Annotated in this window: 8 protein-coding genes and 1 pseudogene; 3 read left to right on the forward strand and 6 right to left on the reverse strand. The window is 68.2% G+C overall.

The window, feature by feature from the left end:
- Positions 1 to 122: 122 nt before the first annotated feature.
- A complete protein-coding gene (locus tag OG965_RS01035; protein ID WP_371648117.1) occupies positions 123 to 644 on the reverse strand; it encodes an RICIN domain-containing protein in 522 nt (173 codons plus the stop codon).
- Positions 645 to 1,650: 1,006 nt separating this feature from the next.
- On the reverse strand, positions 1,651 to 2,439 hold the full coding sequence (gene istB, locus OG965_RS01040; RefSeq protein WP_371648119.1) for an IS21-like element helper ATPase IstB: 789 nt from the start codon (positions 2,437 to 2,439) through the stop codon (positions 1,651 to 1,653).
- A 703-nt stretch (positions 2,440 to 3,142) separates the two neighbouring features.
- On the opposite strand from istB, the gene OG965_RS01045 reads away from it, so the two are divergent.
- Both OG965_RS01045 and OG965_RS01050 read left to right on the forward strand, forming a co-directional pair.
- Positions 3,143 to 3,658 (forward strand): hypothetical protein, encoded by a 516-nt coding sequence (locus tag OG965_RS01045; protein WP_371648121.1) that lies wholly within the window; start codon positions 3,143 to 3,145, stop codon positions 3,656 to 3,658.
- Positions 3,659 to 4,184: 526 nt separating this feature from the next.
- On the forward strand, positions 4,185 to 4,709 hold the full coding sequence (locus tag OG965_RS01050) for a hypothetical protein (protein ID WP_371648123.1): 525 nt from the start codon (positions 4,185 to 4,187) through the stop codon (positions 4,707 to 4,709).
- Positions 4,710 to 4,755: 46 nt separating this feature from the next.
- Here the strand turns inward: OG965_RS01050 and OG965_RS01055 are convergent, their stop codons facing one another.
- The 4 genes and pseudogenes from OG965_RS01055 to OG965_RS01070 form a co-directional block, all read right to left on the reverse strand.
- Positions 4,756 to 5,961 carry a DUF4241 domain-containing protein gene (locus OG965_RS01055; protein ID WP_371648125.1) on the reverse strand — a complete coding sequence of 402 codons (1,206 nt, stop codon included), beginning with the start codon at positions 5,959 to 5,961 and terminating at the stop codon, positions 4,756 to 4,758.
- 445 nt (positions 5,962 to 6,406) lie between these two features.
- Positions 6,407 to 9,027 (reverse strand): annotated as a pseudogene (locus OG965_RS01060) (RICIN domain-containing protein).
- 41 nt (positions 9,028 to 9,068) lie between these two features.
- Positions 9,069 to 11,480, reverse strand: a complete 2,412-nt coding sequence (locus OG965_RS01065) for a non-reducing end alpha-L-arabinofuranosidase family hydrolase (protein ID WP_371648127.1) — start codon at positions 11,478 to 11,480, stop codon at positions 9,069 to 9,071.
- A 351-nt stretch (positions 11,481 to 11,831) separates the two neighbouring features.
- Positions 11,832 to 13,427, reverse strand: a complete 1,596-nt coding sequence (locus OG965_RS01070) for a sigma-70 family RNA polymerase sigma factor (protein WP_371648129.1) — start codon at positions 13,425 to 13,427, stop codon at positions 11,832 to 11,834.
- 796 nt (positions 13,428 to 14,223) lie between these two features.
- On the opposite strand from OG965_RS01070, the gene OG965_RS01075 reads away from it, so the two are divergent.
- The gene (locus OG965_RS01075; RefSeq protein ID WP_371648131.1) at positions 14,224 to 15,219 is read left to right on the forward strand and encodes a hypothetical protein; all 996 of its coding nucleotides are present in this window, start codon (positions 14,224 to 14,226) and stop codon (positions 15,217 to 15,219) included.
- Positions 15,220 to 15,348: the final 129 nt, after the last annotated feature.

Raw genomic sequence — 15,348 nt, forward strand, 5'->3', positions numbered from 1 at the left:
GAGCAGGTGGCACCGGTACGTCTTGCTGGGCGATGCCGGGCACGGTCGAGTGCCGGGTAGCTTCGGGAACCATCCTCGTTCTGACCGTGATGGCTGATCAAGTCGCCATCCGCAACCATGGCTTACAACTCCAGGTGCCAGTTCTGCTCGGCGGGGTCTCCGCCGGCGCACGTCCACAGGGTCACCCAGGTGCCGTTGCCGAAGTTCCCCCCGTAGTTGGTGAGGCACTTGTTGGAGTGGCTGGTCTTGATGTTCCTGAAGAAATCCAACTCGGACTGGTCGAAGTCCTGGCTCTCGGCACCCGTACACGGCCACAGGGTCAGCACCGCACCGTTGGAGTAGATACGGTCGCCCTCCGGGGTCAGGCACTTTCCGCTCTGCTCGTGCACGATCCTGTCGCCGCTCCACCTCCAGACCTGGGCGTCACTTCCCGTGCAGTCCCACAGGGTGATGCGCGTTCCGTTCGCGGTGCTGTTGCCCTGAGGTGTCGCACATTTGTGTGGACCGGAGGGAGGGATGTTCATCAATGGCATGCCGGGAATCTCGCCGCCCGAGGCTTCGGCGTGGGCTGAAGAAACACCCGGCAGAGCGAAGCCGAGCAGCAACGCGGCAGTGGCCGCAGCACGTAGCGCGCGAGTGCGCATGATACGAGTCCTCCCATGGTGATCGCCTGATCTGAACAGGGTGCTGGAATGGCCGCCCGCCGAGCGCTGCGCGCCACGCGGGCCCGCATGGTCGGGGTGTACAACGCTCACGCCGAGACGGCGTCCCCGGCGACACCGAATCTAGGCCGACGCGGTGCGCGGGAGTGTGCGTGGCGTGCCGAGCCTCTACGCAATGCGTGCACAACCAGGTATGCAACAGGCACACCGGAGGTGTCCCGGCCGGGGCCTGACGTCGATCGCCGCGTCCGCGCCGTCAGCCAACCGGCCCCGGAGAAAGGACAGCCCGGCCGCCATAGCGCCCCTGTCACCGGTGAGCGCGATGACGTAGCCGGGTGCGTCGGAACACCGACGGCAGCGGTAGCAGTGGGCGACTGCACGCCCCTCCCCGGCCACGCCTGCCCCCCACACGAGGCCCAAAGCGACCGAAGCGACCGGATCGCAGACATGGCCTGACCCGGTCCGGCCAAAGTCCGTCTCCTGTAGAGGCCTTGGAGGAAGTGCCGGACGAGGCGGGACCATGTGGCGTTCACCGTGGGCTCAGCTTCATGGCCAGGGCCGAGTCGCTTTACACGGCGCCCCGCCTTTCCTGCGGCCCCGACGAATCAACCGCTGTGAGCATGGAGGAACGGCAGATCACAGGACCGCTCAGCTACCCAAGGCTTGCCAAGCGCGGCGACGTGACGGGTGGGCCGGTATGAGGCGGGTCACGGAGATCTCCCGGTGGGTGGGCGTGCGCCGCCGGGCGGTGCCCCGGCGGCGCACGCGACAGGGACCCTGCTGGCGGCCGGTCGCGGCCGCGGTGAGGGTCTGGTGGTCAGTCGGAGGTCGGGGGTTGTTTCGGTGTGGCTTTAACGGCTGGTAGCGGCTCCACTCTTCCAGCCTGAGCTGGCTCCAGCCGAAGATCGATCGGGCGAGAGTTCCGGCTTGAAGCGGCTCCGGCTTCCGGGGCCGGATGGCCCCGGAACATCCAGTCTGGAGCGACGGGTCACGTGCTGTTCTTCTGCTGCTTGGCCCTGGTCTGAGCCAGCCGGTAAGACTCGGTGCCGGTCTCGATGATCGCCCCGTTGAAGGTGAGCCGGTCGACGATGGCTGCGCAGAGCCTCGGATCGGTGAACGTCCTCGTCCAGCCACCGAACGATTCGTTCGAGGCGATGGCGACGCTGCTCTTTTCCTCACGCTCAGTCAGAACCTGGAAGAGCATCTCAGCTCCGCGGCGGTCGAGCTCGAGATACCCCAGCTCATCGATGCAGAGCAGGTCAACACGCCCGTAGCGGGCAATCGTCTTGGTCAGCTGCTTCTCGTCGGCGGCCTCCACCAGTTCATTCACCAGCTTCGCAGCCAATGCGTATCGGACTCGGTAGCCGGCCATGGCGGCAGCGGCACCGAGGCCGATCAGCAGGTGAGACTTGCCAGTTCCGGAGTCACCGATCAGGCACAGAGGCTCGCCCTTCTTGACCCATTCGCAGGTGGCGAGGTTATTGATCAGTGCGGGGGTGACGTTGGGGTTGGCGTTGTAGTCGAAGTCCGACAGCCATTTCTGGCGGAGAAACCCCGCCGTGCGAATACGCCGTTCCGATCGGCGGCGGTCACGGTCTTCGCACTCGGCCATGAGCAACTCGGCGAGGAAGCACCGGTAGGACAGGTGCTCGCGTTCGGCGCGGGCGACTGTGTCGGAGAACTGAGCCCGCATGGTCGGCAGCCGCAGCACGCGGCAGGCGGTGTCGATCGCGGCATCCGAGGCGGGTTCGGTCAGGGTGTGATGTGGGCCGGTCATGGCGATTCCTTCCTCGAACGGTTCAGTAGCTGGTCCCAGTTGCCCAGCACAGGCAACTGCCGACTGTCGACGGGTAAGCGGGCGGCCCGGCGCAAGGTCAGGCTGGTGACCTGCAGGTCCGTCGGCTCCGGCGGGACAGGGGCTCGTGCCCGGGGCGCAACTCCCGCTCCGACGAATGCGAGCCTTCGCGTGCGCTGTGCCATCCAGACCTCGTGGACGATCGATGCGACGCTTCGTAGAGGTCCTGTTCAAGAATCACGACAGCAATCCTCGCCAGAGCCACCGCTGTCCGCACCACGATCCCGACATCGACGCAGATCACAGCGACTGAGACTCCGCGCGTGATGTCGCGTGGCGACAGCGTCCCTGAGCTTGGAGTCTTGCCAGCCGTCAGGCGACATGACGCCGGGATCATCTGTAATGCGCGAGTGGATAACCAGGCTTGTCCGCGGACAACCCCGCTGCGTGGCCGTGGACTCGGGCACACGGAGTCTTCCTGGCCACGGTCAGACGCGTGTTGCTCGGCAGCGCCGCATGACCAAGCGAGCCTCCGTCCACGCCGCGGTCTTGGCCTTCATCGCGGTCCCGTCTCGTGATCTCCCTCTCACGGGTGATGATTTGTCACAGCCAGGCAACTGCGGGCGTGATGTGGCTATGTGGCTGGGATGCCCCCGTTCTCATTGGAGCGCGCTTTGGGGGCGATATGGCACTTCAGGATGGTGTGGACGGTGCGGAGTCGAGATCGCGGAGGCGTCGTCGTTGGCCGTGGATCACGGGCGGCATCGTCGTCGGGTTGATCGTCATCGGTACGGTGACAGGCGGCGGGAAGAAGGACGGCGACGCGAAGAACCCCACGCCGTCGTCGGCTGCAGGAGAGCCGTCCAAGTCGGCCGACTCGTCGAAGTCGGTGTCCGCGGCCAAGCCGAAGGCGAAGCCGGTCGCGGAGACGGTGCTCTCGGAGTCGGGCAGCGGCATCAAGTCGACCGCGAAGTTCAAGGTCGACGGGGACTGGGACCTGCGCTACTCCTACGACTGCTCGGCGTTTGGGATGCAGGGCAACTTCATCGTCCAGGAGGGCGGTAATCCTCTGGGGGCGATCTACCTCAATGAGCTCGGCAAGTCGGGGGCCGACGTAACGCATCTGCATGATGGCGGGACACGCTTCCTGGAAATCAACTCCACCTGCTCGTGGAAGATCAGCGTGATCGACGTGCCGTGACTGCGGCCCGGACATAGCGAAGTGCCCCGGCCCCCATGGGGGCCGGGGCACTGTCGCGTTTCTACGGCAGCTGTCCTGCGGCCGGCGGATGCGACGCCATAGCCGTACGGGCCGGGAACACTCCTGTCGGGACGACCGCACCCGGGCCGGGCGAGTGCACGTCACACTCCCGCGTCTCCCGCGTTATGCTCGGCTCCGCCCACGTCAGGGTTGAGAGGGCAGGCGGCGAGCTCCGCCCAAAGACCTTGCCGACGAGTGAGCACTGTGCATGGTGATGTTGCTGGTCACGGGTCTGGTGTGCACGGGGTTCGGGATGCTCGTACTGGTCGTGGGTAGACGACTTCGGCGAGGATCGTTGACCACCGGGGCCCTTCGTGATCACCGGGGCCCTTCGCGGTTCGCTCTCGGGGCGGGAATCGGAGTCGGCATCGGCATCGGCTTCACGATGTGGCTGCACACCCCGGCCGATTCGCTCCGCTCCCCGACACCCGGCGCCGTGCTGCGCGGCGACAGGATAGTCAGCTCCATGCGATTACTGATCGAATCATTCGGATCAGGACTCCTCACCGGAGTCCTGGTCGGACGCCCCGGCTTCGGTCTCACCTTCGGTGTCCCGACCGCCCTAGCCTTCGGCTTCGGAGGCGGCTTCACCATCGGGCTCATCAACCGCTTCACGCACAGCTTCCGTACGCCCGGACACGTAGGAAACACCAGTGGCTGGTTCTTCGTCACCTGCGCCTGGTTCGCCTTGCGCGGCCAACTCCCCTGGCGCCTGATGCAGTTCCTCGACGACGCGCACCGCAGAGGAGCCCTGCGCCAGGCGGGCGCGGTGTACCAGTTCCGCCACACCCACCTACAGGACCGGCTGGCCGATCCTGCACCCCCTGCCGCTGCCCTCAATCCGCTGCCGGGCACCGTTGAGCGATGCCCTGCGAGCGGCAGGCGCCTCCGCGCCCTACGCGTCCACCGTGAGGGCGCCCACCAGGCCGAAGTCGGTGATCGTCTTGTCGAGCTACTCAACCGCCGTGTGCGCTTGGGAGGTTCGCGGTGATCCAGGTCCAGGGCGGTGCGGCCTCGCGTCGATGGTCGGCGACTCCTCACTCTCCCCCGTCGGCGGAATGGAGCTGGAAGTCGACAACGACGCAGCCAACCTGTCCGTCATCGGTGCGGCCGATCCAGACGGGATAGGCCCCGTCGCCCCGGCCGGCACGAAAGGCGATGAGGTTCGGTTCGAGCTCCGTGCTGGGCAGTTCGACGGTGAAATGGCTGTCGAGGGGTATGAACAGGTCCTCGTCCAGCTGGTCTTCTGTCACGGTCCGAGTGGCATCCATGAAAGCCGCTGTGCCGGTATCCACGCCAACCCCGTAGAACTGGCCCTCGCCGAGCAGCCCCAGGTCCTCGTCGGGCAGAAGGGCCAATTCCCACTCACGAGGCGGCATGTCCAGGAATTTCACCCTGGCAGCGGCGACACCGGCCCCGCGTGTCGTGCGCAAAAGCGACAGCATGACCGGGAACTCGCCCAGTGGCACAGCGACGGTCCGCGGGGTCTCTCCGATCCAGCCGGGGTCCGAGACCACCAGCTGCCCTGACGTGATCCGCAGCCGCCCGGCACCAACAGGCTCGACGACGGCCGGCCCCTCCGGGGTCTCGCATGCGCCCGGACTGAACAGCTGCTCGATCCCGGTAGCGCGCAGCGGTCCCGATCCTTCGTCCACCGACACGTCGCACAGGACTACGGTCGTGGCGGGCTCGTGGTTCTGCTGGGCGAGGAACGGCACGAACACCTGCCAGTCGCCGAATTCCGGTACGGGGCACAGGAAGCTTTCGACGGACGCCCGGAACTGCCGCACGGAATCGCTCGACGGGCCGGATGTTCGGGCGTGCAGCGGCTCCGTCGACGCTCCCCTGGGCTCGGCGAACTCGGACCTCACCTCCACCTGCCCGTCGGCCGAGACGGTCGTGGTCTCCTGGACATCCCACTTCCAGGACGAGTGCTCCTGCTCGCTGGAGAACTGCCATCGGGTGTTCTGGTGAGCCAACAACATCCCCGTACTGTGCGGCTTGAGGTCGATCATCTGCATGCGCCAGGACCTGTCGTCGAACAGATACACACGCCACATCCGGCCCGGCCAGTATTCGACCAGCGCCAGCGGCCGCTCCCGCGCGGACAGCAGAACCGCGTAGTCCATCCCGGCAGCGTGTCTGCGCGCCGCGACCGCGCGCGACATCGGGTCCGGATGGGTCATCCTCTGCTGGGAACCCCACATGTTGCCGTACGACACATCAAGACTGTCGAAGATCACAGCCGCGCATCTCCCCCGTAGTGCTAGGCCCCCCCGGGCAGTGGCGCGCGGCGAGTGCCCCTGCCGTATCACCCCGCCGTTCCAGGGCTTCGTTGTGCAGCCAGTCTGCCACTGAGGTGTGACACACAGGATTACGGGAGGCCAGCAACCTGGGGCTACCGACCAAACGGGCCGACCCAGGTGACGACACACAGCCGGGTCGGGCCGTCGGCGATGGGTGGTTGGTCTGGAAGGGGCCCCTGTTCATCTGGCAGAGCCTAGAAGCCGGGGTGTTCCGCCCGCCATCCGGCGATCGTCGGGTGCATCCCCGCCAGATGGCGGGGCCCGGAGCCGGGCACAGCGGAACGCCGCCCTCCAACCGTGAGCACCGGTCAGGAGGGCGGCGTTCTACCGCTGAGAGCGCATCGGCTCATGCGTCACATGTGCGTCCGCTCCGGCGTTGGCGTCAGGACGGGTCGCCGTACTGGAGGCCGCGTCCGTTGGTGCCGACGTATACGCGGCCGAAGGTGTCGGGGTCGCCGGTGACCACGCCGACGCCGCCGATGCTGCCCCACTGGTGGGAGTCGTCGTTGACGCGGAGCCAGGTGGCGCCCTTGTCGGTGGAGCGGAAGACCCCGGTCACGTCCTTGACCGTGCCGATCAGGTACAGGGCCTGGTAGGAGGTGCCGGGTGCGGCCTTGCCGAAGCCGAGGGCGGAGGCGGACCTCACCGTGGTGAGCGTGGTGAACGTGCGGCCGCCGTCGGTGGAGTGCAGCAGCCCCTGGCCGCTGTCGGTGATCCACAGGTCCCCCGCGACGCCGGGGACGGCCGTGAGCCGGCCATCGGCGGGCAGCTTTGCAGCCCGGGCGGTGAACGTCGCTCCGCCGTCCGTGCTGGCGTAGAGCGTGCCGCCGGCCAGCGAGTAGAACGTTCTGGCCGAGGAGCGGTCGGCGACGACCACCGAGTCGGTGCCCAGCCCCACTACCTTCGACCAGCTCGCCCCCTTGTCGGTGGAGCGGTACGGAACCTGGCCGGCCTCGGTCCAGACAATGGAGGAGCCGTCGGCCGCGAGCGCGACACACCCGTCCTGGGCACCGGCCACCGGCTCTGCCCTGAAGCCGTTCCAGCTGATGCCACCGTCGGTGGAGTAGGCGCCGTCCTGCGCGCCGCCATGGCCGACCCGGACCATCACCGAGGGGTTGGACTGGGCGAAATCGATATCGGTGCTGTTGGTCATCATCGGGTTGTTCAGCCGCCCGGCGGGCACCTTGGTCAGGTCGTCGTGGCGGAAGCCGCCCTGGTCGCCCATGGCGGTGATGACCGTGGCACCGCCAGGCGGGGCGATCGCCTCCATCAGCGCCGTCTCCTCAAGTCCCCGCGCCCCCACGGTCCAGTGGCTGGTGCCGCCGCTGTCGGTGGCGTTGGCGTCCTTGCTGCGCCAGATGCCGTTGCCGGTGCCGTACAGCGCGTGCCCGGAGTCGAAGGGGTCGATGGCCAAGGCGGTCATCCAGTGCCCGGTGTGGGTGCCGACGTACGGAGCGGCCGAGGCGTCGCGCACCGATTTCGCGGCCTGTGCCGTCCATGTCGAGCCGCCGTCCGTGCTGCGGTAGATCTCGTCCTCGGGCCACCAGCGGTCGAGGGTGGTGACCATCACCGTGGACGGCTTGCGCGGGTCGACGGCCAGGCCGGAGAACCCGTAGCCACCGCTGGACGGGGAGACGTTCTTCCACACTCCACCGGCTGGTGTGTACTTCCACACCGAGCCCCCCGTCACGCCGTTGGGTCCGAGGGCGTCGGTGTACGTCAGGTACAGCGAACCGTCACCGGAGAGCACGCCGTGCTGCGGCAGTTGGCCGGTGGGCTGCCGGGACACTGCCTGCCAGGTGCTGCCGTCGTCGGTGGAGCGGTACAGGGAGGTCGACCGGTCGGCGACGCCGACGTAGACCGTGTGGCTGCCGGCCGGGCCGTACGTCACGAAGGAGATGCCCGCGCCGCTGCTCGCCCCGTCCTTGACGGGGAACGAGGAGACCTGCCGCCAAGAGACACCGCTGTCCGTGCTGCGCCACAGGCCGTTCTTACGGGTACCCAGCAGCAGAGTGCGGTGGTCCGAGGGGGCGATCACGAGCCGTTCGCCCGCCCCGCGTCCTCGTTGCCGCCCAGTTTGAACGGCAGATCGGTGCGCTGGAAGGTGCGTCCCCGGTCGGTGGACCGCAGGATAGCGCCGTTGCCGCCCCAGCTGTTGGTGTAGGTGCCCGCAGCGAGGTAGAGCCGGTCGGGCTCGACGGGGTCGGTGGCCAACGCGTCTATGCCCAGCAGGTTCCAGTCCTTCTCGCCGAGCCAGTCGGTGAGCGGGATCCACTGCTCGGCCGCGGCGTCCCAGCGGTAGGCGCCGCCCATGTCGGTGCGCGCGTACAGCAGGCCCTTCTCCCGTGGGTTGAACACCAGCCCGGTGACATAACCGCCGCCCACCACCTGGGCGTTCTTCCACACATACGAGCCCGCGGACGGCTGGGGACCGGTCACCTTCACCAGTCTCCACTGCTGGTTGGTGCTGCCCCTGCCGGGATACTGGACGATCGCCGCGCCCTGCGCCGTGGAGCCTCCGGAGACGTCCAGGACCTGGCCGCTCCTGCGGGAGGTGAAGGTGACGGCGCCGGAGCCGCTCACGTCCTCGATCCGCCACTGCTGGGAGGCGGAAGAGCTGTCGGTCTGCTGCTCGGCGGCAGCCGACTGGGCCCTCGAGCCACCGGCTATGCCCAGTACCTTGCCGCTGTTGCGGTTGACGAGCGTGTAGTAGCCGTCCCCGGTGGCCCTCAGTCTCCACTGCTGGTTGACGGTGCTCTGGTCGGTCCACTGCTGAATGCGGGTGCCGTCGGCCGTGGAGAAGGCGTTGACGTCCACCGCCTTGCCGCTGCGCACGGAGACCAGCCGGTAGTAAGCACTGGCGTCGACCGTCGCGGCCTGCGAGTCCTCCTGCGTGAGCAGGAGATACGGGATGCCCGCCGCGGGTACTCCGAGCAGCAGAGCGGTGGCGCTCCAGCGACGGCGGTGACGCCCGCGGCGCCCGCCGTTCGTGCGGTTGTTCATAGGGGGGTGTTCTCCTTGTGTGTCACCGTGGATCGGGCAGGTCAGCGCTGCAGGGTGAGGAGACCCGGCCGGTACGGCAGTTGGTCGTACGGGCCGGTCGCGGTGGGCGACTTGCCCTGGTAGAGGAGCTGGAGGTGGCAGGGGTCGACGGTCATGGTCTGGTCGGGGTTGGTGCGGACCAGGTCGCCGTGGCTGATGTCGTTGGTCCAGGTGGCGCCGCTGTTGGCCTTGCCCGCGAAGGGGTTGCTCTCGCTGGCGGCCTGCGGGGTCCAGGAACCGTTCAGGCTGGTGGCCGTGAACGAGCGGAAGTAGCGCTGCTCGTTCGCACCCCGGGCCTCGACGATCATGAGGTACTGGTTCTGGCCCTGGACCTTGTAGACCTGCGGCGCTTCGAAGAGGTTCTTGACCGTGTCGCTCATGACGGTGGTGTACGAGGAGCCGAAGCTGCCCGGGAAGTTCCCGATCGGCATGCTCGCCCGGTAGATCTTGCCGTTGTCACCGGCGAAGAACAGGTACATGTTCTGGCCGTCGGCGATCAGGGTCTGGTCGATCGGGGCGGCGCCCGGGATGCTGCCGGTGAACAGGGGCTGCGGCGCGGACCAGCCGTTGGGGTTGGTGGGGTCGCTCGACGTGCGGTAGATGAAGGGCCACGCGCCCCACTGGTAGGCCAGCACCCAGACCTTCTTGGGAGCGAAGTAGAACAGTGTGGGAGCCACCGCGGCCTGTCCCATCCCGGTCTGGCGGGCCGAGGACATGTCCGACCAGTCGGTGAAGGGCGCGAAGGCCATCGAGCCGTACGACGACCCCGACACGTTCGAGGCATACACCAGGTGCTTGCCGTTGTACATCACGTGGGTGAAGTCCTTCACCGACCTCCACCCGTTGGCCGGCTGCGCCAGCGCTCCGGTCGACGTCCACCGGTAGCTCGACGGAAGGGCACAGGTGCCGCCCGTCGGCGCGGGTGACGTCGGGGCCGGTGCCTGGGAGGGGCCGGTCCACTTCTGGTTGGCGCCGGACCAGCACGAGTACAGCTGGATCTTGGTGCCGTTGGCGGTGGCCGCGCCGACCGCGTCGAGGCACAGCCCGGACCGGACACCGGCGATCGTACCGTCGGTGTTGACGTTCCACCGCTGGTCGGCGCTGCCGTCGCAGTCCTGGATGACCACCGCGGTGCTGTTGCCGGTGCCCTTGGCCTTGGCGTCCAGGCACTTGTTGCCGTAGACCATCAGCTGTTTGTCGGCGGTGTGGGTCCAGCGCTGGTTGCGCTGCCCGTTGCAGTCCCACAGCTGTGCCTGGGTGCCGTTGGCCGTGGAGAAGCCATTGATGTCGATGCAGCGGCCGGACGGGACGCCCTTGATCTCTCCGCTGGCGGCGGACCCGCCCGGGGTGGGGCCGGTTCCGCCGGTGGGGGTGCCGGACCCGCCGGGCGTCGGCCCCGGGGCGGACTTGAGGGCGTTCATGACGGCGGTGTAGGCAGGCTTGGGCTTGCCGTCGTTGTCGAACAGCAGCGGACTCTCGCCGCTGCGCCAGGAGTCGCGGTCACGCACGCCCCACACCGTGATGCCGGTGCACCGGGCCACGGACAGGCAGGCGTTGACCGCGCTCGCGTAGTGGGTGGGCGACGCACCGGCGATGTCCAGCTCGGTGAGCTGGACGTCGACGCCGAGGGCGGCGAAGTTGGACAGGGTGGTCCGGAAGCTGGACGGCGGGCCGCCGGCGCCGAAGTGGCTCTGGAACCCGACGCAGCCGATGGGCACGCCGCGCGACTTGAAGTCCTTCACCATGCGGTAGACGCCCTGCGTCTTGGCGTCGGTCCAGTTCTCGATGTTGTAGTCGTTGTAGCAGAGCTTGGCCGAGGAGTCGGCCGTCCGAGCGGTACGGAACGCCTCCTCGATGAAGCCGTTGCCGAGCACGTCCTGGAACACCGAACCGCGGTGCTGGCCTGAGCCGTCGGCGAACGCCTCGTTGACCACGTCCCAGGCGTAGATCTTGCCCTTGTAGTGGTTTATCTCGGTGGTGATGTGGTTCTTCATCACGCCGCGCAGGGTGTTCGCGTCGCGGATGGAGCGGACCCAGGCGGGGAGCTGCGAGTGCCAGACCGTGGTGTGGCCGCGCAGGCGCTGGCCGTGTGCCAGGGCGTGGCTGACGACCCGGTCGGCGGCTTCGAAGGTGAACGTGCCGCGGGACGGCTCGACTGCGTCCCACTTCATCTCGTTCTCCGGGGTGACCATGGTGAACTCCCGGTCCGCGATCGCGGCGTACGCCGGGTCGCCGAGCCGCCCGGCGGCCACAGCGGTGCCGAAATACCGGCCCGAGGGCGCCGCCTGCGTACCCAGGGCGGCGGCTCCGGCGGAGTCGGGGAGCAGCGTCATGGCACCGGCCACCAGCGCGGCGGCCGACACTCCTGTCACCACGAAGCGGCGACGCCGGCTGAGCCGGTGCAGGCCCTTCATGATGTTCCTCGTGGGCCTTGGATGTGTCGCGTCATAGAGCGGCTTCCTTCGGGAGATACGTCAACGGGTAAGTCGGGGTCCCTCCACCGCCGACCCGCCCAAGCGAGCGGCGGGAAGAACACCCCACACAAGGGGAGGCTGGCGAACGCGCGGTCCCGTAACGGAAAAGTGGCGCCGCCCGGCGGATTGCCCGGTGATGCATCTCGCAGGAAGAAAGCGTTACGCGAGGCCCCGCGATCTGGTCGTCCCGGCGGGAAGGGCATGCCTCGTTCTGGGGTGCCTACAGGTGGCGGTCGCGGCAGCGCGGCCGTCGTCCCGCCTGCCCGTGCCGTCCGCTCAAGGAGCGGTTCCTCAGGCCCAGGCCCTGCGCACGACGAACGAGGCCTGTCCGGCGAAGGCGCGGGTGCCGTCGGAGCCGTCGAGCCAGATACCGCCGTCGCGCCGACGCAGGACCGACCCGGGGTAGTTGTGGGCGTGCAGGGTCACCGACCCGGCGACCGCCCCGGGGCTCGCGCAGAAAGTGGCGTCCTCGCGGAACAGGGCGCTGCCGTCGCTGCTGCTCAGCCGCAGCCTCAGTTCACGATGGCGCAGATAACGGCCGTCGGCGGCGCGGAAGGTGACGCACCGGGCGTCAGCCAGGCCCCTGATCACCGTAAAGGTGACCCGCCGCCGTGTCTGGGCGTCGCTGGACGCGGAGACCCGGCCGAGCGTCGCGAAGTCGCCGGAGTACGCGACGTACCGGCCGGGGGCGTCCGCGGACTCCAGCGACTGGGCGCCCAGCGGAACCGTACCGATCGAGGACGCACTCGCCGCCGGGGACGGACCGGCCGAGGGGGTGGTGCGCGACGGGCTCGGCGCGGCGGAGCGCGAGGGGGTCGGCGCCGACTGGCCGAGCGCGGGCTTGCTGGCCCGGGGCTCGCCGGCTGTGGGAGCGGCGCTGACCCCGGGCGCCCGATGCGTAGGCTCGGGCCAGGCCACGTAGACGGCGGTCCCGGTGACGAGCACCGCGCCGGTGGCGACGGCGAGCAGCGGATGCGCGGTCAGCGCGGAGAGTTTGCCCACCAGCGAACCGTGCAGACCGCCTCCCCCCGCCGCCGTGCCGAAGGCGACAGGGGTGGCGGCCACTTGGGCGCCGCCCACGGCCGTACCCGACAGCAGCCCCTTGGCGGCCAGCGCGGCGACGAGCCCGGCCGGGACCGCCAGCGGCGCGAGGCCGAAGAGCAGGAGTTCGGCCGGGACGCGCGTCGCCGTCGTCGCCCCGCACAGGGCGCATCCGCGCGTGTGCCGCGCGATCCGCTTGCGCCACACCGAGGTACGCGCGCCGTCCCACCCGGCGGCGGTCTCGCCCAGCCCCGGGCAGCGCGGGTCGGCCTCCAGCGCGGCGACGATGGTCCTGCTCAACTCCAGCTGCTCGCGCATGCGTTGTAGACGCACGCCGACATGGGCGGCCGAGAGCCCCGTCGCGGCGGCGATGTCGTCACGGCTCAGCAGGCCGGCGCGTTCCTGCCACCACAGCGACAGCAGCACCCGATGGTCCGTATCGAGCCACCGGGTGGCCTCGACGACCTGCCGGCGCTCGTCGGACATCCGCAGACGCAGGATCGTCATGTCCTCGGGTTCGGCGCCCGCGTCCGGTATCTCGCGTGCCTCGTCGATGACCGTGGTCCGTCCGGCGAAGGCGCGTTGCCGGTGGCGGTGGGTGCTGATCTGCCGGATCGTGATCGACACCAGCCAGGACCGGAAGCTCTCCGGGGCGCGCAGGGCGGGCAGGTCACGCATCGCGCGCAGCAGGGTTTCCTGGACGACGTCGTCGACATCCGCATGGCCGCTCAGCGCTCGCCCGACGATGTTGTAGAGCAACGGCAGGTACGCGGCGATGAGTTCCTCGCGCGCACGGTCGTCGCCGGCCTGCGCCTCGACGACGAGCCCCGTGTGGTCCGCGTCCATGAATCCGCCCTTCCCCACCTCCCTCGGGGGAGCGACCCGCCGAGTCCGGCGGCATACCTTAGCGTCGGCAAAGCGATACGGCCAAAGCGTGCGGCACACGCGAGGCGGCTCCCGCCCTGCGGGAAGCGCCTCCCTCAGGGCCCTCCGCCATCACCGCGCCGCCGTCCACTACCGGTCCGCCGTTGTCCTGGGGCAGCGTGCGGCAGGTGTACGCACTGGGCGTCGGGGCGCGGGCTGGGCTGGTTCAGGTGGCGCCATGAGCACCCGCGCGGCTTTGCGTGCCTCTTTCCTGCGGCCCCGCCGAACCGACAGCTCCGAACAGGGACAAACGGCTGATCACAGGACCACTCAACGGCCCAAGGCTTGCCACTGCGGCACCAGCACCGACCAGACCTCGGCGTCGTGGCGGACGCCGCGGTAGAGGTAGGTCGCCACAACTGTGACTGAGCACCGTATCTGGCCTCTCTGGCCAAGTATCCGCTCAAATAGGCTCAGCGCGAGGAGCCACAGAAGGCCCTCGATCCACTGCGCGCTACCGCTTGCCGATTTCGCCCATCAATCGGTCGGTTCTGAGAGGTTGTTTTCTTCCGCTGTTTCATCCCGGAATGCCAGGATGGTTCAGCTTTGGCGGGTTGCGCCAGGAGATGGCGTTTTCGTGGGTGAGGCGGCGGGCCATCAGGTCGCGAAATCCTGGGCTCGTTGATCGGGAATCTGCAACTGCCCTTCGTGCGGGTGCTCCCGAGGTGACAATGATGCGTGGTGTCGTGGCTACAGGGGGTGGCGCATGATCGATAGAGTGCTTGAGATCTTCACGCAGATGGCCGACGGTACGGCGGTTGCTGCCGGAACCGGGGTAGGACAGGCGGTCTCCGACGTGGTGCGGGAGCGGCTCGCCACAACAGACCGCGGGCGCACCGCGATGCGTGCAGTCGCCGACGGCCACCGAGACCCGGATACCGTAAGTGAACTGCGCACGCTGCTCCAGGCCGCGGTGGACAGTGATCCGGACTTCGCCAGACGATTATCCGAAGCAATGGCCGGGCCCCGACCCGTCGACGTCCCCCGCTCCACGACGCACAGCATCACATTTGAGGGTACGACGGTACGCGGCAGGAACACGATCTCTTTAGGTCCTGTGACGTTCAACAACACTCGAAATACCCGGTTTTCGCTGCTCGCTGCCGCCCTGGCTCTCATCGCCCTGGTGGCCATCAGCATTTACGGCGGTGCACGGATGATCACAGGTGACGGCCCGGGACAGAACCAGGCCGTGACGGCGCTCAACAGCGATTCCCTGCACCAAGTGCTGCCCACTCATGGGAGCCTGCCCGCGAAGTGGACGCAGCCAAAGCCGGCCGAGACCCTGACGGCGGCTCAGGGACCGGGATTGATCGTCGCGGCATCCGCCGACTATCTGATGGGGACCCCGGAAGCCGAAGTCTCCTTCATGGCCGCGGCTTGCATCAATGCGGAAAAAGCGCATGAATTCTTCAACGCGGTGAAGAAATCGCATGATGGTAGCGGCCGGGCGGAGGCAGACGGCTTGACTGTTCCGATGCCGAAGATCGGCGACGAGCAGTGGGCCGTAACCGGACCTGCCACCCAAGACCGCCCTGGCGGAGGCTTCATCACTCTGCGCGTCGGCACAATCGTCCTGTCCATCCAAGGAACCGATACCGATCGCCAGTCCTTCGCCACATCACGTCTGGAAGTACTGGCAAAGATGATGGCCGAACGAGCCCAGCAGGCGCAAAACGGCCAAACACCGTCAGCCTACGTACGCGATGCCTGAGCACACAGCAGCGGTAGAACCCGCCGCGCCTCTCACGGGATAGGTCAAAGTCTGGAGAAGGACAGACTCCGAATGGCGACGTAGCGAGCACCCCTCATCGCCTAACGCACAAACCCCAGACCGACGTCA

It is taken from the genome of Streptomyces sp. NBC_00224, from assembly GCF_041435195.1.
Classification (GTDB): Bacteria; Actinomycetota; Actinomycetes; order Streptomycetales; family Streptomycetaceae; genus Streptomyces.

Coding starts and splice junctions, on each gene's coding strand:
- OG965_RS01035 (WP_371648117.1), bottom strand. CDS start 644: ATGCGCACTCGCGCGCTACGTGCTGCGGCCACTGCCGCGTTGCTGCTC.
- istB (WP_371648119.1), bottom strand. CDS start 2,439: ATGACCGGCCCACATCACACCCTGACCGAACCCGCCTCGGATGCCGCG.
- OG965_RS01045 (WP_371648121.1), top strand. CDS start 3,143: ATGGCACTTCAGGATGGTGTGGACGGTGCGGAGTCGAGATCGCGGAGG.
- OG965_RS01050 (WP_371648123.1), top strand. CDS start 4,185: ATGCGATTACTGATCGAATCATTCGGATCAGGACTCCTCACCGGAGTC.
- OG965_RS01065 (WP_371648127.1), bottom strand. CDS start 11,480: ATGAAGGGCCTGCACCGGCTCAGCCGGCGTCGCCGCTTCGTGGTGACA.
- OG965_RS01070 (WP_371648129.1), bottom strand. CDS start 13,427: ATGGACGCGGACCACACGGGGCTCGTCGTCGAGGCGCAGGCCGGCGAC.